This is a genomic window from Streptomyces cyaneochromogenes (genome assembly GCF_003963535.1).
In the GTDB taxonomy this organism is placed as follows: domain Bacteria; phylum Actinomycetota; class Actinomycetes; order Streptomycetales; family Streptomycetaceae; genus Streptomyces; species Streptomyces shaanxiensis.
Genome location: NZ_CP034539.1, coordinates 8,185,597 through 8,206,309, shown reverse-complemented (window position 1 = coordinate 8,206,309; position 20,713 = coordinate 8,185,597). Strand labels below are relative to the sequence as shown.

Sequence of the window (20,713 nt, the reverse complement as noted above, 5' to 3'; positions counted from 1 at the left end):
TTGCGCGTACTGCTGACCGGACACCAGGGCTACCTGGGCACCGTGATGGCCCCGATCCTCGCGGCCGCCGGGCACGAGGTCGTCGGCCTCGACGCCGGCCTGTTCGCCGACTGCGTGCTGGGCGAGCCGCCCGCCGACCCGTTCGGGCACCGGGTGGACCTGCGTGACGTCACGGCCGAGCACGTGGCCGGGGTGGACGCCGTGATCCACCTGGCCGCGCTCTCCAACGACCCGCTGGGATCGCTGGCGCCGGAACTCACCTACGACATCAACCACCAGGCCTCCGTACGGCTGGCCCGGCTGGCCCGCGACGCCGGAGTGGAGCGCTTCCTGTACGCGTCGACCTGCTCCGTCTACGGTGCCGCAGGCGGTGACGACCTGGTGGCCGAGGAGGCCCCGCTGCGCCCGGTGACGCCGTACGCGGAGTCCAAGGTGCGGGTGGAGGACGACCTGCACGCGCTGGCCGACGGCGACTTCACCCCGGTGTACATGCGCAACGCCACCGCCTTCGGCTACTCGCCCCGGCTGCGCGCCGACATCGTGCTGAACAACCTGGTGGGCCACGCGCTCCTGTCCGGCGAGGTGCTGGTGCTCTCCGACGGCACGCCCTGGCGCCCGCTGGTGCACGCCGCCGACATCGCACGGGCCTTCACGGCCGCGCTGACCGCGCCGCGCGAAGCGGTGCACGACCGGGCGTTCAACATCGGTAGCGAGATCAACAACGTCACGGTCGCCGAGATCGCCGAGCAGGTCGCCGAGGCGGTGTCCGGCTCGAAGGTGGTGATCACCGGGGAGACCGGCGCCGATCCTCGGTCGTACCGGGTGGACTTCTCCCGGTTCCGCGCCGCGATCCCCGGCTTCGACTGCGAGTGGACGGTGAAGCGCGGCGCGCTCGAACTTGCCGACGCCTACCGGGAGTTCGGGCTGACCCGGGAGGACTTCGACCGACGCTTCACCCGCCTTGCCGTGCTGCGCGCGGCGTCCGAGGCCGGCACCGTCGACGACACCCTGCGGTGGCGCCGATGACCGCAGTCGGCGAAGAGATGCACGCACTGGTGGAGCGGCTGTACCCGCTCTGCCGGAGCATCACCGGCGACGGTGTGCGCGCCACCCTGGAGATCGTCGGCGAGTACGTCCCGCTGCAGGTGCACGAGGTACCGACCGGGACGCAGGTGCTCGACTGGACGGTGCCGCAGGAGTGGAACATCCGGGACGCGTACGTCGCCGACGCCACCGGCCACCGGGTCGTCGACTTCGCCGCGTCCAGCCTGCACGTGCTCGGCTACAGCGTGCCGGTGTCGGCGACCATGCCGCTGGCCGAGCTGCGAGAACACCTGCACACCCTGCCGGAACACCCGAGCTGGGTGCCGTACCGCACCAGCTACTACCAGCCGGAATGGGGGTTCTGCCTGGCCCAGGACACCTTGGACGCGCTGCCCGACGGCGAGTACGAGGTGCGCATCGACTCCACCCTCGCCGACGGCCACCTCACCTACGCCGAGCACGTGGTCCCCGGGCAGGTCACCGACGAGGTGATCGTCTCCTGCCACGTCTGCCACCCGTCGCTGGCCAACGACAACCTGGCCGGCATCGCGGTGGCGACGTTCCTGGCCCGGGCGCTGGCGGAGCGGACGCCGTACTACACCTACCGGTTCATCTTCGCGCCCGGCACCATCGGGGCGATCACCTGGCTGGCCCGCAACGCGGAGCGGATCGACCGGGTCAAGCACGGCCTGGTGCTGGCCTGCGCCGGCGACCCGGGCCAACTGACGTACAAGCAGAGCAGGCGCGGCGACGCGGAGATCGACCGGGTGGTGCGGCACGTGCTGGACGCCTCCGAACGCCCGCACCGCATCGCCGAGTTCACTCCGTACGGCTACGACGAGCGGCAGTACTGCTCCCCCGGGTTCGATCTCGGCGTGGGCTCGCTCAGCCGGACCCCGTACGCCGGCTACCCCGAGTACCACACCTCGGCGGACAACCCGGACTTCGTCTCCCCGGAGGCGATGGCGGACACCCTCGCGGTCTGCCGAGAGGCGTTCGCGCTGCTGGACCGCAACCGGCGGTACGTCAATCTCAGTCCCTACGGCGAACCGCAGCTGGGCCGACGTGGGTTGTACGACTCGCTCGGCGGCCGCAGCGACGCGAAGCAGGCCCAGATGGCCATGCTCTGGGTGCTCAGCCTCTCCGACGGCGAGCACAGTCTGCTGGATGTCGCCGAGCGGTCCGGGCTGCCGTTCGACACCGTCGCCGTCGCGGCCGGTGCCCTGCACGGCGCCGGGCTGATCAAGGCATGACGCGGATGACCACCGAGGAGGAGAAGGCGACGGCGCCGGCGGGATCCACCCGACGGGCCTTCGCCGGCCGGCTGTCCTGGGGGCTGGCCGACCAGGCGGCCTCCAGCATCAGCAACTTCGCGGTGGGGATCTACGTGGCCCGCTCACTGGGGGTGACCGCGTTCGGCGTGTTCAGCCTCGCCTGGGTGACCTACGGCGTCGTGCTCAACGTCTCCCGGGGCCTGGCCACCGACCCGCTCGTGGTGCGCTTCAGCGGCGTGCCGGACACGGCCTGGCGCGGGGCGGTGGCCCGGTCGTCGGGTACGGCGCTCGGCGTCGGTGCCGCGATCGGTGCGGCCTGCCTGGTGGCCGGGCTCGCTCTCGGCGGCAGCGTGGGCCCCGCGTTCGCCTGCCTCGGCGTCATGCTGCCGGGGCTGCTCCTCCAGGACGCCTGGCGGTACTCGTTCTTCGCCGCGGGCACCGGGAAAAAGGCGTTCGTCAACGACCTCGTGTGGGGCGTCGCGCTCGTCCCGGCCATGGTGGTGGCGGCCCGCGTGGGCACCGTGGCCGCTTTCGTGCTCGCCTGGGGCGCGTCCGCCACGGTGGCCGCGGGGTACGGCTACGTCCAGTCCGGCATCCTGCCCCGCACAGCACAGGCACGCGCGTGGCTCCGCGAGCAACGCGACCTCGGCTACCGCTACCTCGTCGAGAACGTCAGCCTCAGCGGGGCGAGCCAGCTGCGTGCGTACGGGCTCGGCGCGATCGTCGGGATCGGCGCGGTGGGTGCGGTCCGGGGCGCCGAGCTGCTGCTCGGCCCGTTCCTCGCCGTGCTGATGGGCCTCTCGCTGGTCACCGTCGCGGAGGCGGCACGGGTACTGCGGCGGGCCCCGCACCGCCTCGGCAGGTTCTGTCTGTTGCTGGGAGGCGGGCAGGCCGTCGCCGCCCTGCTCTGGGGCGGGGCGCTGCTGCTGATGCCGGACCGGCTCGGCGAGCTCGTGCTCGGCGACGTCTGGCACTCCGCCGCACAGCTCATCGTGCCGGTCACCTTCGGCGTCGCGGGCGCCGGCCTCGGCACCGGCGCGGCGGCGGGGCTGCGCGCGCTCGCCGCGGCCCGGCGCAGCCTGCGCTGCCAACTGTTCGCCTCCGCCTGCTACGTGGCGGGCGGGCTCGGCGGAGCTGCCCTGGCCGGCACGGTCGGCTCGGCCTGGGGCGTCGCCACCGCGACCCTTACCGCCTCCGCCGTGTGGTGGCTCCAGCTGCACTCCGCCCTGCGCGAGCACCACCAGAACTCCATCCCCGAAGTGAGGACGCCATGACCGCCCGCCCCAGGCTGAGCATCGGCCTGCCCGTGTACAACGGCGAGGAGTACCTCGCCGAATCGCTCGACGCCCTCCTCGGCCAGACATACGAGGACTTCGAGCTGGTCATCTCCGACAACGCCTCGACCGACGGGACCGAGGACATCTGCCGCAAGTACGTCGCGCAGGACTCGCGCGTCCGGTACATCCGGCTGACCCGCAACATCGGCGCCGCACCGAACCACAACTACGTGTTCACCCAGTGCCGCGGCGAGTTGTTCAAGTGGGCCTCGCACGACGACCTCTACGCCCGGGACCTGCTGCGCCGGTGCGTCGAGGCGCTGGACGAGCGGCCGGACGTCGTCCTCGCGCACTCCGACCAGGCGGTCATCGACGGCGACGGTCAGGTGAAGGTCCCCTACGAGTACGGGCTCGCCACCGCCTCGCCGCACGCCCCGGAGCGCTTCCGCAGCTTCCTGTTCGAGCCCGGCGGCGACGACTTCTACGGGGTGATGCGCGCCGACACGCTGCGCCGGGTGCGGCCGCACGACAGCTACCACCACGCGGACCGCACGTTCGTCGCCCAGCTCGTCCTGCAGGGGCCCTTCCATCAGGTGCCGGAGCTGCTGTACTTCCGCCGCGACCACCCCACCCGCGCCGAGCGGGCGAACCCGAGCAAGCGTTCCCGGTGCGTCAACCTGGACCCGCGCCGGGCGGGCCCGCTGCACCCGACGCCCCGGCTGCTCGCCGAGTACGTCCTGGGCTTCGTCTCGGCGATCCGGCGGGCGCCGCTGACCGCGGCCGACCGGCGCGCGTGCTACCGCCACCTCGGCGAGTGGATGACGAGCCGGGCCCGGCCGGGCGCCGGCGAGCGGGTCGAGGACCGCGCCCCGGCCGACCCTGACCGGCTCACCGTCTCGGTCGACGCCCTCGTCGCCGGCCGTGAGGGTCGCACCGGAGGGAAGGCATGAGACCCAAGGACGAAACCCCGGTGCGCGTCGGGGTGTTCGGCCTGCTCGGCTCAGGCAACCTCGGCAACGACGGGTCGCTGGAGGCGGTGCTCGGGTACCTCCGCGCCGAGCACCCGGAGGCGGTCGTGGACGCGCTGTGCGGCGGTCCCGAGGTCGTCACGGCCCGGTACGGGATCCCCGCGACGCGGCTGCACTGGTACCGCGGGGAGTATCGGACCGCGTCACGTGCGGGCGCTGTCGCGGGCAAAGGGCTGGGCAAACTCGTCGACGTCGTCCGCACCGCCGCCTGGGTGCGCAAGCACGACGTGGTGATCGTGCCGGGCATGGGCGTCCTGGAGGCCACGCTGCCACTGCGGCCGTGGGGCTTCCCGTACTCGCTGTTCCTGCTCTGCGCGAGCGGCCGGCTGGTCGGCACCCGGGTCGCGCTCGTCGGCGTCGGCGCCGCCCCGATCGGCAACCGGCCGACCCGAACCCTGGTGCGCTGGGCGGCGCGGCTGGCCGCGTACCGGTCTTACCGGGACACCCAATCCCGCGACGCGATGCGGGAGATGGGCGTGGACACCGCGCGCGACGAGGTCTACCCGGACCTCGCCTTCGCCCTGCCGACACCGTCGGCGAGCGCGCCGCCCTCCGGTCGGCCCGGCCAGGTCTGCGTCGGCGTCATGGACTTCCACGGCGGCAACGACGACCGCGCCCGGGCCGAGGGGATCCACCGGCGCTACCTCGACGGGACGACCCGTTTCGTCCGCGCCCTGGTCGAGGACGGCAGGCCGGTCCGGCTGCTCACCGGCGACGAGTGCGACGCGCCGGTGGTCGCCGCGATCCTCGACGCGGTGGACTCGCCGCTGGTCACAGCTGCCCAGGCGACCTCGCTGGCCGACCTGATGAAGGAGACGGCGGCCGCCGACACCGTGGTGGCGACCCGGTACCACAACCTGGTCTGCGCGCTGAAGGCCGGCACGCCGACGCTCGCGCTCAGCTATGCGGCGAAGAGCGACGCGCTCATGGCTCGGATGGGGCTGGACACCTTCTGCCACCCGGCCCGCGAGGTCGACGCCGACCAACTGCTCGCACAGTTCAGGGCGTTGGAGAAGAGATCGGCTGAGCTACGGCGGACCCTCGCCGAGCGGAATTTGGTCGCCGTCCGTCAACTCAGGGATCAGTTCGCCGAGTTGACCGCGGCTCTGTTCCCCGCGACCGACCAGGCCCGCGCCCGCACCCACGCCCGGCAGGAGGCTTCATGAAAGCGACCCGAGTACCGGAAATCGCCGGAGCACACCTCTTCGAGCCGACCCCGTACGCCGACGAACGCGGCTTCTTCTGCCGCACCTTCGACGCCGACGTGGTCCGCTCGGTGGGCCTCGACCCGGAGGCCTTCGTCCAGGACAGCGTGTCCCGCTCGGTCCGGGGTGTGCTGCGCGGCCTGCACCTGCGCTCCGGCGCGGGCGAGGCCAAGCTCGTGCGGTGCTCGTACGGGAGGATCTTCGACGTCGTCGTGGACCTGCGCCCGGACTCGCCGACCTACCGCAACGTCGCCTCCTTCGACCTGTCCGGCGAGACGCAGGTGACCCTGTACATCCCGGCGGGGTGCGCGCACGGCTTCCAGGCGCTGACCGAGACCGCCGACACCTCGTACCGGATCGACCGCCCGCACGACCCGGCCGAGGACGTGACGATCGCCTTCGACGACCCGGAGCTCGCCATCCCCTGGCCGCTTGCGCCCACATCGATGTCCCAGCGGGACCGGGAGGCGCCGAGCCTCGCCGAGGTCCTGAAGCAGAGAGAGAGCTGAAGTCAGCGTGGACACTGAGGAGTTCTTCCTGCCCCGGTCGCGGGAGGCGAACGAGCGGCTGCACGCCATGGTCCCCGGGGGCGCGCACACCTACGCCAAGGGCGACGACCAGTACCCCGAGAACCTGGCCCCGGTCATCAGCCACGGCCATGGTGCCCACGTGTGGGACATCGACGGCAACCGCTACATCGAGTACGGCTCCGGACTGCGTTCGGTCAGCCTCGGCCACGCCCACCCACGCGTGATCGAGGCGGTGCGGCGGGAACTCGACCGCGGCAGCAACTTCGTCCGGCCGTCCATGGTCGAAGTCGAGGCCGCGGAACGCTTCCTGGCCACGGTGCCGACCGCCGAGATGGTGAAGTTCGCCAAGAACGGCTCCGACGCCACCACCGCCGCGGTGCGTCTCGCCCGCGCCGCCACCGGACGCCCGCGGGTGGCCCTGTGCGCCGACCATCCGTTCTTCTCCGTCGACGACTGGTTCATCGGCACCACGCCGATGTCCGCCGGCATCCCGGCAACGACCACCGACCTCACCGTGGCGTTCCCCTACGGGGACCTGGCCGCCACGGAGGAGTTGCTCACCCGCCACCAAGACGAAATCGCCTGCCTGATCCTCGAACCCGCCACCCACACCGAGCCACCGCCCGGATATCTCGCCGGCCTGCGCGAACTGGCCGACCGGCACGGCTGCGTACTGATCTTCGACGAGATGATCACCGGCTTCCGCTGGTCCGAGGCGGGCGCCCAGGGCCTGTACGGCGTCGTCCCCGACCTCTCCACGTTCGGCAAGGCGCTGGGCAACGGGTTCGCCGTCTCCGCGCTGGCCGGGCGCCGCGACCTGATGGAGCTGGGCGGGCTGCGTCACTCCGGCGACCGGGTGTTCCTGCTGTCCACCACGCACGGTGCGGAGACGCATTCCCTGGCAGCCGCGATGGCCGTGCAGAGCACGTACGTCGAGGAGGGCATCACCGCCCGACTGCACGCGCTCGGCGAGCGGTTGGCCGCCGGTGTCCGCGAGGCCGCGGCCGGCATGGGCGTCGGCGACCACATCGTCGTCCGGGGCCGGGCCAGCAACCTGGTCTTCGCCACCCTCGACGAGAACCGGCAGCCGTCGCAGCAGTACCGCACCCTGTTCCTGCGTCGGCTCCTGGCGGGCGGGGTGCTGGCCCCGTCGTTCGTGGTGAGCAGCGCGCTCGACGACGCCGACATCGATCGCACCGTCGATGTGGTGGCCGAGGCATGTGCGGTGTACCGGAAGGCACTTGACGCCGCCGACCCCACCCCCTGGCTGGCGGGGCGACCGGTGAAGCCGGTATTCCGCCGCTTGGCGTGACGTGACGTCAGCGGCGCTGCCGCCGCCGCTGCTGCCACACCTCGGCGTCGACCGTCCGATCCACCAGCCAGGCGGTCGCCGGTACCACCGCCAGCGCGGTGCACCAGCCGCCCAGGACGTCGGTCGGGTAGTGCGCACCCAGGGCGACCTGCGCCCAGCCCATGGCGGCGCCGGCAACCAGCGCCGCGGCGAGCACGAGTGACGTGCCGGCCGTCCTGCCGAGGCCGAGCCGGCCGGTCGCGAGCAGCGCCACCACGAGGGCGAGCGCGGTGAGGAAGGCGGTGTGTCCGCTCGGGTAGGACAGGTGCCCGTCGTGGATGGTGCGTCCCACCACGGGCTTGAGCAGCGTCGTCGTCACCACGGCCTGGCCGGCGCCGGCGACGACGAGCACCGCTGCGCGAGGACGCCGAAGCAGCAGGCAGCCCGCCACGGCGGCCACGACCAGCGTCGCCGCTCCGGCGGGCTCACCCAGGAAGTCCGTGGCCAGAGCTACGTTCCGCCACGGCGGCCGCACGCTGTCCGCCGTCGGCCGGACGATCCACCTGTCCACCGTGCCGGGCTCGTCATGGCCGGCATACAGGACCCCGATCACGACGACCACCAGCGCGGCAAGAGCCGCAATCGTCCCGAGCCACCCGCGCAGAGACGGGGGCAGCACCACGGGCGCCGGCCGCCTGCCGTGCTCTGCCGTGACCGGTGGAGGGTGTTCCGGATCTTGACTTCTTGAGGCGGGGTGAGCGTGCGACTCTTCGTCCGACCGGTGGACAGCCATGGACAGCGGCTTCCTTTCCCCTGCTCCAGGCCCTCTTGAAGACCGCCCGGCCAGCCGGGCATCGGAATCAACCCCTACTTGCCACCCTAGCCAACTACTCCTCGATTTTGTCGAGTTGTCGGCGGTCAGGCGGTGGGCAGGAGCCAGGTGGTGAGGGGATCGGTGGTGGGCTTGGCGGAGCCCGTGCTCGGTTCGACGGTGACGGCAAGGGCGGCGGCGGTGTCGGGCGGGGGAAGGGACACGGCCTGGAGGGTGGATTCGGCGCGAAGGAGGCCTGCGGAGCGGACCTTGTTCCCGGGGGCGACGTACCACAACTGGTAGATCTTGTCGGCGGGCAGCGGAGTCAGTCCCCGGCAGAAGTAGGCGGCCTGGTTCAGTCGGCGTGAGACCGCGACGGTGCCGGAGCCGCCGTAGGACAGGTCCTTCTTGACGAACGCGGTGTCGGGGGCGGCGAGGAGCCGGGCGAAGTCGGCGGCCTGGCTCGCGGCCTCCTGGCGGGTCTGCCGCGCCTCCTGGTGCTGCCAGGCCGCCAGACCTCCGAGCGCGGCGGCCGCGGCCAGGCTGGCGGCCAGCGCGAGATGCACCAGGCGTGGCGTGGATCGCCGCCTGCGGCGCTCGCCCGCCTGAGCGGGGAGCGTCGGGGGGAGCTGGGGGGTCCGGGCCGCCTCGGCGAGAACCCGTTCTCTCAGACCCGGCGGCGAGGTGCGGGCCGCCGCGAGGGCGAGCCAGGCCGCGGCCTCCTGCTGCAGGGCGGTCTCGGTGGCGCAGTCGGGGCAGTCGGCGACGTGCCGCAGGAACGTCTCCCGCTCCTCCCCGGTGAGGGCGTCCGCCGCGTAGGCACCCGCGAGGTCGTGTGGATCGGCGGTGATCACGGCGGAGCTCCCAGACAGTGCCGCAGGCGGGTCAGTGCCCTGCGCAGGCGGCTCTTGACGGTGCCGAGCGGCAGGGACAGCGCCGCGGCGATCTCGGTATGGGTCAGGCCCTGGTAGTAGGCGAGCACGACCGGTTGTCGCAGCTCGGCGGTGAGCTCCTTCAGGCACGAGCGGACCTGTTCGCGTTCGCCGAGCGCCTCCACCGTCTCCACGACGTCGTCGAAGGCGAGAGTCGACTCGTGCTGGGAGACGGCGCGCTCGCGCTCAGCCGACCTGCGCAGCGTGCGGACGCTGTCCACGGCGCGGTGGTGGGCGATCGTCATCATCCAGGTCATGGCGTGCCCGCTCTCGGGCCGATAGCGGGGGGCGCTCTGCCAGACCTCGAGCATGACCTCCTGGGTGACCTCCTCGGCGCGGGCCGGGTCCTGCAGCACCCGGCACGCGATTCCGTAGATCGGGCCGGCGGCCGCGTCGTACAGCCGGGCGAAGGCGTCCTGGCTGCCGGCAGCGACGGACACCAGCAGCCGATCCGTCTCGGATGTACGGATGTGCCCGGCCCCAGGGGCCTGCCGTTTCGCCACACCCCCTCCTACCTGTGTGTCTGCCCCGATCCATCATGTTGGGTTCACCCGCCCTCCCCCAGTGTCCGAGGCCCGGCCGCCGTCCGCATCTCGCAGCCGGGCGGGTTCGGTTTCCCAGGAGCCCGGGGCGCCGACGGCGACCGCGTCGTCGGGGTGGAGCGCGTCGGCGCCGTAGAGGGCCTGGACCCAGTTGGCCTGGTAAACGGTTTCGAGGTAGCGCTCGCCCAGGTCAGGGGCTATGGCCACGGAGGTGAGGCCGGCCGAGTCGTGCGCGGCCAGCCAGCGCATCGCGCCGCTGACGACGGTTCCGGTGGAGCCGCCGAAGAGGAAGCCGCGTCGGGCCAGGTGGTGGCAGGCGCGGATGGTGTCCGCCTCCTCGACGTGCACCGCCTCGTCCACGTAGGACTCGTCGAGCAGCGGAGGGCTGACGCTCATGCCCAGGCCGGGAAGCATGCGGCGTCCGGGGGTGCCGCCGAAGGTCACCGAGCCGACGCTGTCCACCGCCACGATGCGCACCGGCCGGTGCCACTGCCGGAAGTAGCGGGCGCATCCCATCAGGGTCCCGGTGGTGCCGGCCCCGACGAACAACACGTCCAGTCCCGGGAAGGAGCGGGCGATCGACGGTGCCGTCCTGCGGTAGTGCGCTCTCCAGTTGCCCGGGTTGGTGTACTGGCTGAGCCACACGTACCGCTTGTCGAGGGCGGACAGCGCGCGGACGTAGTCGAGCCGCGCACGGAGGAAGCCACCGTGGGCGCTCGGCTCCGTGATCACGTGCACCTGGGCGCCCAGGGCCTCCATCACCAGCCTGGTCGACAGGTTGCAGCGGGAGTCCGTCACGCACAGGAACCGGTAGCCCTTGCTCGCCGCGATCATGCTGAGTGCCACGCCCATGTTGCCCGACGAGGACTCCAGCAGGACCGACCGCGGGGTCAGGACGCCCAGTTGCTCGGCGGCCTCCACCATCTCGGTCGCGGGCTTCAGCTTGATCGAGCCGGCGAAGTTGAAGCCCTCGCATTTCAGGAAGAGCCTGCGCCCCAGTATCGACTCGAGGTCGACGTAGAGATCCTCCTCGTTGAAGGTGTAGGGAGCGGATATGACTGACACGATGGCCTCCGCGGATCGAAGAGCGGCCGGGCCGGCGTTGTTCATCCGTACCGGCGCAGCTCATGGAAGAAGCCGTCGACGACGTGCAGCTCTCCGGAGCCCGCCACCTCGTCGTAGACGTACTTGCCGACTGCCAGGTCGAGCACCCCGAGGCCGAAGGGCGAGAACACCACCGTCCGGTCCGTGGACGGCGTCACGCGTGCGGCCAGCACGTCCGCCAGCGTGCCCGTCAGGAAATCCCGGTTGCCCGTGAGCCGTTCGGTCAGGTGGACGGAGGTCTCCGCCCTCAGACAGTGGTCGACGTCGTCGACGAAGTTGTCCGAGGCGAGCACGACCTCCGGGGCCAGGTCGCGCAGTGACACGTGCAGCACGAGCGGATGGTGTGCGAACCACGAGGGATCGCTGACGTGCGGCCGGGCGGCGACCGTGGCGAAGACGACCAGGTCGCTCCGGCGGATCAGCTGCTCCGGGCCGTCGTGCACGACGATCGAGCCGGTGGCGCCGGACTGCTCCAGGTAGCAGCGGAAACCGGCCGCGCTGTCGGCGGACAGGTCGTGTACGCCGATCGAGTCGAAGGACCAGCCGGTACCGGCCAGGAAGGTGTGGATGTAGCGGGCGATCAGGCCCGTCCCGACGAATCCGACGCGCGTCGGGCGCCGTCGGCCGCGGCTGAGCGTGTCCGCCGCCAGTGCCGCCGAGGCGGCCGTCCTGGTGGCGCTGATGATCGAGGCTTCCATGCAGGCGAAGGGATAGCCGGTGTGGCGGTCGTTGAGGATGAGTACCGCCGAGGCCCTCGGGATACCTTCCGCCACGTTCTGCGGGAAGCTGGAGATCCATTTCAGGCCGTCCACCCCCGCCTCCCCGCCGATCGAGGCGGGCAGGGCGATGATCCGTGAGGTGGGGCGGTCGGGGAAGCGCAGGAAGTGCGACGGCGGGTTCACCGAGTCGCCGGCGCTGTGCAGCCGGTAGGTGTCCTCGACCACCTCCACGATCTGCTTCTCGCGCCCCTGCAGCGCTTGCTGGACCTGGCCGCCGGACACGACCGCGAACGGCGGCACGGTGACCGGTCCGGGCGGTGCGGCCGCCCAGGTGGTCGACGGGGTGTCGGACATACCGGTGGAACGGGTGGTGGTCATTCGGTGATCACCTCCACGGTCGGCGAGCAGTCGGCCAGGCGCACCGCGTCCGTCATCGCGACGAGCACCTCGCGCGGCCCCTCGTACGGCTCCCTGCTGTGGGCGGTGCGCACGTTGTCGACGAGCATCAGGTCGCCGGCCTGCCATGGCTCGCGCACGGTGTGGGACTGGTAGACCTCGTTCAGCAACTGGACGGTGTCCTCGCCGATCGGTGCGCCGTCGCCGTAGCGGGTGTTGAACGGCAGCCCGTCGGCGCCGTAGACGTCCACCAGGTACTCACGTATCTCGGGGGCGAGCGTCCACTCGTTGAGGAAGGCGATCTGGTTGAACCAGCAGCGCCGGCCGGTGACCGGGTGCCGCACCACGGCGCTGCGGCGCTGCCAGGTGCGCAGTGCGCCGTCGGGTTGCCACTCGAACTCGATCGCGTTCGCTCGGCAGTGGCTCTCGACCGCACCGCGGTCCTCCGTGCCGAAGGCGTCGGCCAAGGACGCCCCGATCTCCTCGTTGTAGGTGCGGGTGAGCAGCCAGCCGTCTCTGAGGAACCGTTCGACGAGATCGGTGGGCAGCGCGCCCAGCACGGTCGGCGCGTCGGCCAGCGCGGTCGCGCCGCCGGCGGCGGGGGCACCGAGGCAGGCGAACAGCATGAGGCCGGGGAACTCCAGGATGTAGCTGAGTTCGTGGTGCATGCACATCGGCTGGTGGGGCGGCCACTTCGAGGAGGAGTACACGCCGTCGGCGTAGGTCCGCCGGGATGCGAACGCCTCCTTCTCGGTCATCAGACCGGACGCCAGCCGCCGGAAGACGGCCGCGGCCGCGGCCTGGTCGCCGAGCCCGAGGCCGCGGACCAGGACCGAACCGTGCTCGGCGACGAGGGCCCGCACCGCGTCCCGGTGCTCGGCAGCCCAACTCGCCGCGTCGCCGGTGGAGTCGGCACGCACGATCGGGGGTTTGCCGGGCTGCAGGTCGACGGCGAGCGTCGACACGGGGAGCAAGGACGGCATCGCGGTCTCCTTTCGGTCGTGGTTCAGGAGGAAGCCGGTGGTGCGGGGCCGACCGTTGCCGCGGCGGCCGGGCGGGCGGCGGCCCGGGACCTGCCGTCGACGACGCGGGCCAGGTCGGCCAGGACCGGGTGGCGCGTGAGGTCCTTGATGTCCACCGCACGGTCCAGGGCGATCGCGAGCCGCACCGCCGCCAGAGAGGTGCCGCCACGGTCGAAGAAGTGGTCGTGCCTGCGGATCGTGCACTCCGGTATGTCGAGCTCCCGGGCCCACAGGGCGGCCATCCGCCGCTCGGTCGGCGTGCGGGGCGTGTCGCGGTCCTCCTCGGCGGTGTCGAGGTGGGTGCCGGCGGATCCGGCGTCCGGTACCACGGTGCCGAGCTGTGCGGCGAGTCGGACGGCGAGCGCGGTCAGCGCCTTGCGGTCGACCTTGCCGTTGGCGGTCAGGGGCAGGCTCTCCCGCCAGTGGAACTCCGAGGGCACCATGTACCCGGGCAGCGACCGGCCCAGCCGGTCCCTGAGGGCACTGTCCTCCAGCGGGTCCTGACCGGAGTAGAAGGCCACCAGGCGCCCGCCCTGGCCGGCCCCGTCGACGGCCACCACCGCGCCGTCTCGGACCCCGGGTGCCCGCAGCATGGCGCTCTCGACCTCGCCGATCTCGATCCGGAAACCGCGGATCTTGACCTGGTGGTCCTGGCGGCCGAGGAACTCCAGCTTGCCCGCGGGCGTCCAGCGGCCGTAGTCGCCGCCCCGGTAGAGCCGTCGGCCCGCGTGGTGCGGGTCCGCCATGAAGGCATGCCGGGTGCGCTCGGGGTCGTTGACGTAGCCCCGGCCGACGCAGATGCCGGAGAAGACGATCGCGCCGGGGGCGCCGAGCGGCACCGGTGACAGGTTCTCGTCGACGACGTGGACGTGCACGTTGCCGATGGGCGAGCCGAGCGAGATCCGTCCGTCGTCCGGCGCCCGGTCCATCACCTCGTGGTTGGTGTCGTCCGATGTCTCGGTCAGGCCATACGCGTTGACGAGTCTGACGCCGGGCCGGGCCGCGAACCAGCGCTGTACGAGCTCCCCTTTCAGCGCCTCGCCGGTGACCGACACGCAGCGCAGATCCGGCAGGGCGCGCGGGTGGCGCTCCAGGTAGGACACGACGGCGTCGAGGTACGACGGCACGACCTGGAGCACGTTGACCCCGCCGCGGGCGATCGTGTCGACGAACCGCGGGACGTCCAGGATCGCGTCCTGTTCCACGAGCAGGGTCCGCCCGCCGCTCAGAAGCGCGCAGGCCAGCTGCCACAGGGAGATGTCGAAGCACTGGGGCGCGGTCTGGGCGACCACCTGCCCCTCGCCGATCCCCAGGTCGTCGATCTTGGCGTAGAGGTGGTTGAGCATGCCCGCGTGCTCGCACATGGCTCCCTTGGGCTCGCCGGTGGAGCCGGACGTGAAGTAGATGTAGGCGAGTTGGTCCGGCTCGACGCCGACGCCGGGGTCGGAGTCCGGGTGTCCCTCCGCGTAGGCCGCGTCGACCGGGAGCGCCCGGACCGCGGGCAGCGTGTCGAGGGCCCGGTCGAGCATCGTGGTGCTGCCCGGCTCGGTCAGCACGAGCCGGCACCCGGCACGCGTGAGCATGGTCGCGATGCGCTCGGCCGGGAAGTGCGGCTCGACGGGCAGGTACACACCGCCGCTCTTGAAGACCGCGATGACGGCGGCCGCCCAGTCCAGGTTCCGCTCCGTCACCACCGCGACGACGCCTTCCCTGCCGAGCCCCCGCGCCAGCAGGGCCCGCGCCAGCCGGTTGGCCCGCGCGTTGAGTTCCCCGTACGTCCACCGCTGGTCGCCGCATACGGCCGCCACGGCGTCCGGGTGCGCCCTGACACGTTGTTCGAACAGCTCGTGGAAGCGGCGGTCGGGCAACTCCCGGCGGGGGCCGGCGAGTCCTTCGAGCTGGAAGCGGCGCTCCTCGGCGGAGAGCAGGCTCTGCCGGGCATGCGCGGCGTCCGGATCGGCGGCGATCTGCGTGAGCGCGGTGAGGTGGTAGCCCACGATCCGCGCGGCGCAGTCCGCGTCGAACGACTCGGTCCGGTACCGCAGCCGCAGTGTGCGCGGAGCGCCGGGTCGCGGGATCTCCAGCCGCAGCACGGCATGCGCGGCGAGTTCGCCGCCGTCGCCGACCGGATCGAACTCGGCCTCGCTGGACGGTCCGGGCAGGCCCAGCTCACGCCGGAGACCGTCGACGGGGAAGTCCTTGTGCGCCAGCAGTTCCGACGCGGCCCGGTGGGTGTGGAGGACCAGCGTCCGCCACGAGTCGGGGTCGACGGTCAGTCGGCAGGGCAGCGGCCGCCCGGCCGACCCGGCGACGTACCCGGTCGTGACCTCCTGCTCGCCGGACAGGGCGGCCAGCACCTTGGCGTGCGCGGCCAGCAGCACGGAGCGGAGGGGGACCGCCAGTTCGTCCGCCAGGCGGCTCAACTCGCCCATCAGATCCTCGGGAAGCGTCGCCTCGTGCTCGGCGACGCCGGTCACCGGGTCGAGGGTCCACCGGGGGACCGTGGTGACCCCGCCGACGGCGAGCACGCCCCGCCAGAACTCCCGGCCGGTCTCCGCGGACGTCGTCATGGCTGCCATGGGGCCGGCCTCCCCTCGTCATCGCTGTGTGAGCCGTCCCCGCTGTGCGAGCCGTCCTCGCCGTGCGAGCGGAACGGCCTGGCCGGATTCCCGCCCCACCACGCCTCCCGCGGGACCGCCTCTCCCTTCATCAGGAAGGAGTCGGGGCCGAGCACCGCGCCGTCGCCCACCGTCACGCCGTAGTGGACGAAGGCGCCGACCCCGAGGGTGCATCCGGCGCCGATCGTGCTCCGGTCGGACTTGAAGGCGCCGTCCTCCTGCGAGTGGCACTGGAGCACGCTTCCCGAGTTGAGCGTGCAGCCGTCTCCGATGGCGGCCATGGCCCGTTCCGTCAGATAGCAGCCGTCGTCGAAGACCATGCGGCCGATCCGCACCCCCAGCAACCGCCAGATCAGGTTCTTGAACGGGGTCCCGTCGAAGACCTTCAGGTACGTCTCCGACGGCACCTTCCAGTAGCGCTCGCGCTGCCAGAAATCCGGGGTGTAGATCGAGCAGAACACCGGCTTCACGGGACGCAGCGCTGTGACGAGGCGTTCGACCAGCACGAAGTACGCGACGGTGAACGGCAGGACGAGGAGGTCGGCCAGCATGAGCCCCGTCACGCCGAGCGGCCCGTACAGCTCCGCGGCCGCGGTGACGAGCAGGGTGAGAGCGAAGACGTAGATCCAGCGCGTCAGCAGGTACCACGCCATGGTGGCGACGTTGTGCCGGTTCTTGGCGGCCAGGCCGCGCCGCAGCTCCGCACGGCCCTTGAGCCCGTCGAACGTGCTGTCCCGCAGGACCGAACGGGGAATCTCGAAGCTGGGCGAGCCCAGCAGGCCGACGCCCTCGCGGACCTCCCCGTCGACCGGCACCATCACCTTCGTCGCGAGGAGGCAGTTGTCGCCGGTCCTGCCTCGCGTGGGGTACGCGATCCGGTTCCCGAGGAAGTTGCGCGGCCCGATCGACACCCGGGACACGCGGAACGCGGTACTGGAGAAGTCGGCATTCATGATCGACAGACCGTCCGCGACCATCGTCCCGCGCCCGACGGAACTCAGGTACGGCGTCTCGTGCTTCATCTCGGTGCCGAAGTTCGACCCGGTCTGCTCGACGCGGGAGAGGTCGTACCCGAGGCCCCGCAGGTAGTGGACGATGGCGGAGCTGTCACCGAACAGGCGCTTCAGGAACCGCCAGTTGGTCAGGAGCGCGATCGTCCGGTGCACCTCGAAATGGAAGCCGTACAGAGGGTAGGTCCTGCCCGGTGTGATCGTGAGGCTGAGCAGACGGGGAAGGGCGGTCAGGACGAGGAGACCGGCGGGCACGGCGCCGAAGACGAGCACGAATGCCGTCACCAGGGCCTCGAGGTAGAACATCCCGTCGCTGAAGACCGCGGGACCGGGCTCCAGAGCCGTGCTGAGCTGCGGGACGGCGACGAGCAGCGCGGCCACGCCGCCGACCGTCAGGGGTACGTACACGACCAGCGCGAGCAGCAGCTGCACCACGCTGTGGGTCGCCCTGCGCACCGCACCGCAGCGGGCCTGCCCCACCACCTGATAGTCCACGTCGGTCCGCTGTGCCGGGGACCCGTGCCAGTGCTCGCCGTCGGGCACCGCCTGCCCGCGATGCAGCGAGGAGGCGTGTCCGAGCTGGGCCCCGTCGCCCAGCGACGTGTCGATGTCGAGCACTGTGGCCTCGCTGACCAGCACGTTTCTGCCGAGGGTGACCGGGCCGGTCTGGATCAGTCCGGCGTGGGCCCGGTAGCAGGCGAAGGACGAGTCCTTGCGGACGACCGTGCCGTCACCGATGGTGAGCAGGTCGGTGCACACGGGCACGGTCCGGGACAGGACCACGGCGCCCCTCCCGACCTTCGCGCCCAGTGCCCTGAGGTAGAGCAGGTAGAGCGGCGAGCCGCTGAACAGCACCATCGGACCGGACCGCACCAGTGTCTTGACGATCCAGAAGCGGACGTACGCAAGGCTCCAGACAGGGAAGTGCCGGGCCTTCCACCGGCCGACGAGCGTCCACTTGGCGAGGACGGGAAGGACACACAGGACCACAAAGGCCGCACCCCCGAACAGGGCCGAGCGCAGGTACACGTCGAGCACACCCGATCCGGCGGAGATCCACCCGTAGCCCCGGGCGGTGCCGAAGGCGAGGAGATAGACGTACCCGAGGAAGGCCGCACACTGGAGGGCGCCGCACAGGACGTACCGGCGCATGCCCGCCGGGGACCCGACCGGCACCGGGGCAGGGGGTGGGGGCGCGAACGCCTCCTCGGCCGGGGCCCTGCCCGCCGACTCCGCTCGGTGAACCGGCGGGGTGTCCGCGAGCGCCGTCGCCAGGCTCCTGATCGTCGGATGCCGATAGACGTCCTTCATCGACACCGACGGCAGATCCGCACGCTTCCTGACGCGCGCGCAGAAGTGCGCCATCACCAGCGAGTCGGCGCCCAGGTCATTGAAGAAGTGACCGTCGACCGGCACCTGTTCGGTCCGTACGACCCCGGCGAGCACCGCGGCGAGGGTGGTCTCGATTGCGGCCGGTTCGCCGCACCCATCCAGGTGGGCCGTGGATTCCTCCCGAGCGGAGGGCAACGTTTCCACTGGCTTTTCCACCATGTCAGCTCCTACGAAGGGTGCCGAGGAAGTACCGACCCGCTCTGACCGGCGTGCGTCGCACACCGGTTTCGCACTGCTACGGAGTGCGAATGGCGCGGGCTGGGGCCAAAACCACCCATGCTCTTGATTCGACACCGAGAGGCGGACGGATCCCCATATCCCAAAACTTCATGGAATTAGTCGCTTTCGCCTCCTGAGCACTGGCCCAACACGATTTGCGCGGTGCGGGCCCGCGGTGTCCGTGCGACGCTGGAGTGGGTGGGTCCTGACAGGCTGTGCCCACTCCGAGTGATCTGCCCGATGCCCACCGGGAGTTGCCCAGCTGGTTCACCGGCTCAACGGCGGTCGTGACAGCCCGCGGAGCCGGCTGCACCGAGACGGCGGCGAACGCCCCCGCCCCGGCGGATCGGCGGGTGCTGTGCGGGCACGGTCTCGGCACTGGCGGAGCAGATGATTGCCCGACGATGCGCAGGCTAGTTAATTGCTCACCCATGTGCAAGTATTGAGGCGTCCGCCCCGTCGACCGGAGGCCCGCCATGACCAACCCGCACGTCACAGGCGGTGGACGCCGCCAGACCCAGCTCACCCGCCCCTCACCACGGTCCGGGTGCCGTACGAAGAACTCGGCCGTACCGCCGTACGTCTGACCCTGGAGCACGAGGTGTCACCGGCCGGTGACGACCATGTTGTGCTCGGCACGCAGTTGGTCATCCGGCAGTCGGTGCGGCGGCTGTCGTCGTTGCGAGAATATTCGGTTGTCCGTCGGCGGCAGGGGTGGATGCAATGTCCGGCGTGATCAGCCAGGCGCGCCCAGCACGCCGAATCGCCACGAAGGGGACGTCAACGCATGAGTACGCCACCATCGCCGCCTGGAGTGGGGCGGGCTGACGGACCGTCCGTCCGGATCGGTGCTCTCGTTCCGCTGACTCGGCCCGGCTGGGTCGAGGCGGGCCGGCACTTGCTCGCCGGCCTCGAGCTGGCCGTTGGCGAAGTCAATGAGGCCGGCGGGATCGTCGGGAGGCCGCTCGAACTGGTGGTCCGGGACACCGCGGCCGATCCGCAGCGGGCCGCGACGGCCGTGGACGAACTGGCCGGCCTGGGCGTGGCCGCCCTGGCGGGCGAGTATCACAGCGTCGTCGCCCGCGCCGCCGCCACCCGGGCCGACGCCCTCGGCCTGCCGTACCTGTGCTCGTCGGCGGTTCTCGACGCGCTCACCGAACAGCCGACGGAATGGGTCGCGCGCCTGTCCCCGCCGCAGTCCCGGGGCTGGCAGATCTACGCGGACTTCCTCCTCGGCGCGGGCCACCGCCGAATCGCCGTAGCAGCGCAGCCGAGTGTCTACTGGGCGGCCGGGACCCGCATTCTGCGGGACTGCCTCGCGCCACGCGGCGGCACCGTCATCGAACTCGACATGAGCGCGCTCAGCCCCGCGGCCGTGCGCGACGAACTCGTCGACCAACGCGCGACGGCCCTCCTTCTTCTGGTCGGCCACCCGGATCCGGCCGTGCCGATCGTCGAGTCCGTCCGCCGTGACCAGCGCCTCGCCGAGATCTTGATCGGCGCTCCGGCCGGACAACCGGAGTTCGCCGAGTGGGCGACCGCGCTGGGGGACGACGGCGCCGGGGTCCCGTTCCTGCGCTACCTGCCCGAGCGTCTCGGCCCACTGGGTGCACGAGTCGAGAAGGTCCTCCGCGAGCGGCTGGGCGAAGCGCCCTCCTTCGTCGCCTACGAGGGCTACGACACGGTCGCCGTCCTCGCCGATCTGCTGCGTTCTCACGGTACGGACCGGGCGCGCACCGCCGAATCCTGGCCGCGCGTCGCAGTCGAAGGCACCCGGGGGCGGATCCAGTTCTCCCGCACGCCGGGCATCGGCGTTTGGCAATGGGCTTGGCCACCGGTCCAGGTCGTCGATCGGGACCCCGGGGCACCGGATCGCTTTCGGGTTCTTCACGCCGGCTGAGAGCACCGGGGGGCGACGGCCAGTCCGGGGCAGCCCAGGGGGAGGCCAGGGGCCAGGGAGGAGGCCAAGGGAGGCCGGCGCTTCGGTCGGCACCGAGACGGAACGGGTCGTGGTGCGGTGCGGGAGGAGCACGGGCCGGCCGCCACCGGGGCCGCGCCCTCCTCGACGCCCGCCCCCCGGGGGGCGTACGGGAGCCTCGGCGTCCCTGGCATGTCGGCGGGCGCGGATCAGGCGGTGAAGTGACTGTCCCGTCGGCCCTGTTCACCGAGGGGGCTGTGAGCAGATCTTGCGCTTCGCCTTCGGCCCGGCACGGGCGCGAGTCGGGTGCAGGGTGTCGTCGGCCGTCGTCGCCTCTCCGAGCGACCGACGACGTCTCCAAGGTGCTCATCGGCACGCTGA

General features: G+C 71.7%; 16 protein-coding genes and 1 pseudogene. 9 read left to right on the top strand and 8 right to left on the bottom strand.

The features are described from left to right. From EJ357_RS37085 to EJ357_RS37055, 7 genes are read left to right on the top strand one after another with little or no spacing between them, the layout of a single operon-like run. A complete protein-coding gene (locus tag EJ357_RS37085) occupies positions 1–1,026 on the top strand; it encodes an NAD-dependent epimerase/dehydratase family protein (RefSeq protein WP_126396036.1) in 1,026 nt (341 codons plus the stop codon). Further along, a complete protein-coding gene (locus EJ357_RS37080) occupies positions 1,014–2,297 on the top strand; it encodes a DUF4910 domain-containing protein (protein WP_126396035.1) in 1,284 nt (427 codons plus the stop codon). The genes EJ357_RS37085 and EJ357_RS37080 overlap by 13 nt, the downstream gene beginning before the upstream one ends. Before the next feature lie 5 nt (positions 2,298–2,302). Next, positions 2,303–3,592, top strand: a complete 1,290-nt coding sequence (locus EJ357_RS37075; RefSeq protein WP_126400518.1) for an MATE family efflux transporter — start codon at positions 2,303–2,305, stop codon at positions 3,590–3,592. Next, the gene (locus tag EJ357_RS37070; protein ID WP_126396034.1) at positions 3,589–4,545 is read left to right on the top strand and encodes a glycosyltransferase family 2 protein; all 957 of its coding nucleotides are present in this window, start codon (positions 3,589–3,591) and stop codon (positions 4,543–4,545) included. The genes EJ357_RS37075 and EJ357_RS37070 overlap by 4 nt, the downstream gene beginning before the upstream one ends. Then, complete coding sequence (locus EJ357_RS37065; RefSeq protein ID WP_126396033.1) at positions 4,542–5,789, top strand: polysaccharide pyruvyl transferase family protein; 1,248 nt, start codon at positions 4,542–4,544, stop codon at positions 5,787–5,789. The genes EJ357_RS37070 and EJ357_RS37065 overlap by 4 nt, the downstream gene beginning before the upstream one ends. Beyond that, the gene (gene rfbC / locus EJ357_RS37060; protein WP_126396032.1) at positions 5,786–6,337 is read left to right on the top strand and encodes a dTDP-4-dehydrorhamnose 3,5-epimerase; all 552 of its coding nucleotides are present in this window, start codon (positions 5,786–5,788) and stop codon (positions 6,335–6,337) included. The genes EJ357_RS37065 and rfbC overlap by 4 nt, the downstream gene beginning before the upstream one ends. A gap of 7 nt (positions 6,338–6,344) precedes the next feature. Then, a complete protein-coding gene (locus EJ357_RS37055; RefSeq protein ID WP_126396031.1) occupies positions 6,345–7,670 on the top strand; it encodes a glutamate-1-semialdehyde 2,1-aminomutase in 1,326 nt (441 codons plus the stop codon). 7 nt (positions 7,671–7,677) lie between these two features. Here the strand turns inward: EJ357_RS37055 and EJ357_RS37050 are convergent, their stop codons facing one another. The 8 genes from EJ357_RS37050 to EJ357_RS37015 all read right to left on the bottom strand — a co-directional run bounded on the left by EJ357_RS37050 (position 7,678) and on the right by EJ357_RS37015 (position 18,354). Next, positions 7,678–8,331, bottom strand: a complete 654-nt coding sequence (locus tag EJ357_RS37050) for a phosphatase PAP2 family protein (protein WP_228472724.1) — start codon at positions 8,329–8,331, stop codon at positions 7,678–7,680. A gap of 236 nt (positions 8,332–8,567) precedes the next feature. Next, positions 8,568–9,314 carry an anti-sigma factor gene (locus tag EJ357_RS37045; protein WP_175647653.1) on the bottom strand — a complete coding sequence of 249 codons (747 nt, stop codon included), beginning with the start codon at positions 9,312–9,314 and terminating at the stop codon, positions 8,568–8,570. Next, positions 9,311–9,895, bottom strand: a complete 585-nt coding sequence (sigK, locus tag EJ357_RS37040) for an ECF RNA polymerase sigma factor SigK (RefSeq protein WP_126396028.1) — start codon at positions 9,893–9,895, stop codon at positions 9,311–9,313. Before sigK ends, EJ357_RS37045 begins: the two co-directional genes overlap by 4 nt. Before the next feature lie 33 nt (positions 9,896–9,928). Continuing rightward, positions 9,929–10,999, bottom strand: coding sequence for a 2,3-diaminopropionate biosynthesis protein SbnA (gene sbnA, locus EJ357_RS37035; protein WP_126396027.1), 1,071 nt, complete (start codon positions 10,997–10,999; stop codon positions 9,929–9,931). Between the two features lie 41 nt (positions 11,000–11,040). Then, positions 11,041–12,111: a 2,3-diaminopropionate biosynthesis protein SbnB gene (gene sbnB / locus EJ357_RS37030; protein ID WP_126400515.1), complete on the bottom strand. Its 1,071-nt coding sequence runs from the start codon at positions 12,109–12,111 to the stop codon at positions 11,041–11,043. A gap of 20 nt (positions 12,112–12,131) precedes the next feature. Beyond that, the gene (locus EJ357_RS37025; protein WP_126396026.1) at positions 12,132–13,136 is read right to left on the bottom strand and encodes a TauD/TfdA family dioxygenase; all 1,005 of its coding nucleotides are present in this window, start codon (positions 13,134–13,136) and stop codon (positions 12,132–12,134) included. A 23-nt stretch (positions 13,137–13,159) separates the two neighbouring features. Beyond that, complete coding sequence (locus tag EJ357_RS37020; protein ID WP_126400512.1) at positions 13,160–15,745, bottom strand: non-ribosomal peptide synthetase; 2,586 nt, start codon at positions 15,743–15,745, stop codon at positions 13,160–13,162. After that, positions 15,742–18,354, bottom strand: coding sequence for a Pls/PosA family non-ribosomal peptide synthetase (locus EJ357_RS37015; RefSeq protein ID WP_126396025.1), 2,613 nt, complete (start codon positions 18,352–18,354; stop codon positions 15,742–15,744). The genes EJ357_RS37020 and EJ357_RS37015 overlap by 4 nt, the downstream gene beginning before the upstream one ends. Before the next feature lie 586 nt (positions 18,355–18,940). On the opposite strand from EJ357_RS37015, the pseudogene EJ357_RS37010 reads away from it, so the two are divergent. Together EJ357_RS37010 and EJ357_RS37005 are read left to right on the top strand one after the other, a co-directional pair. After that, positions 18,941–19,150, top strand: a pseudogene (locus EJ357_RS37010) (substrate-binding domain-containing protein); the annotation flags it as partial. A gap of 51 nt (positions 19,151–19,201) precedes the next feature. Then, positions 19,202–20,314, top strand: coding sequence for an ABC transporter substrate-binding protein (locus EJ357_RS37005; protein ID WP_126396024.1), 1,113 nt, complete (start codon positions 19,202–19,204; stop codon positions 20,312–20,314). Positions 20,315–20,713 lie beyond the last annotated feature (399 nt).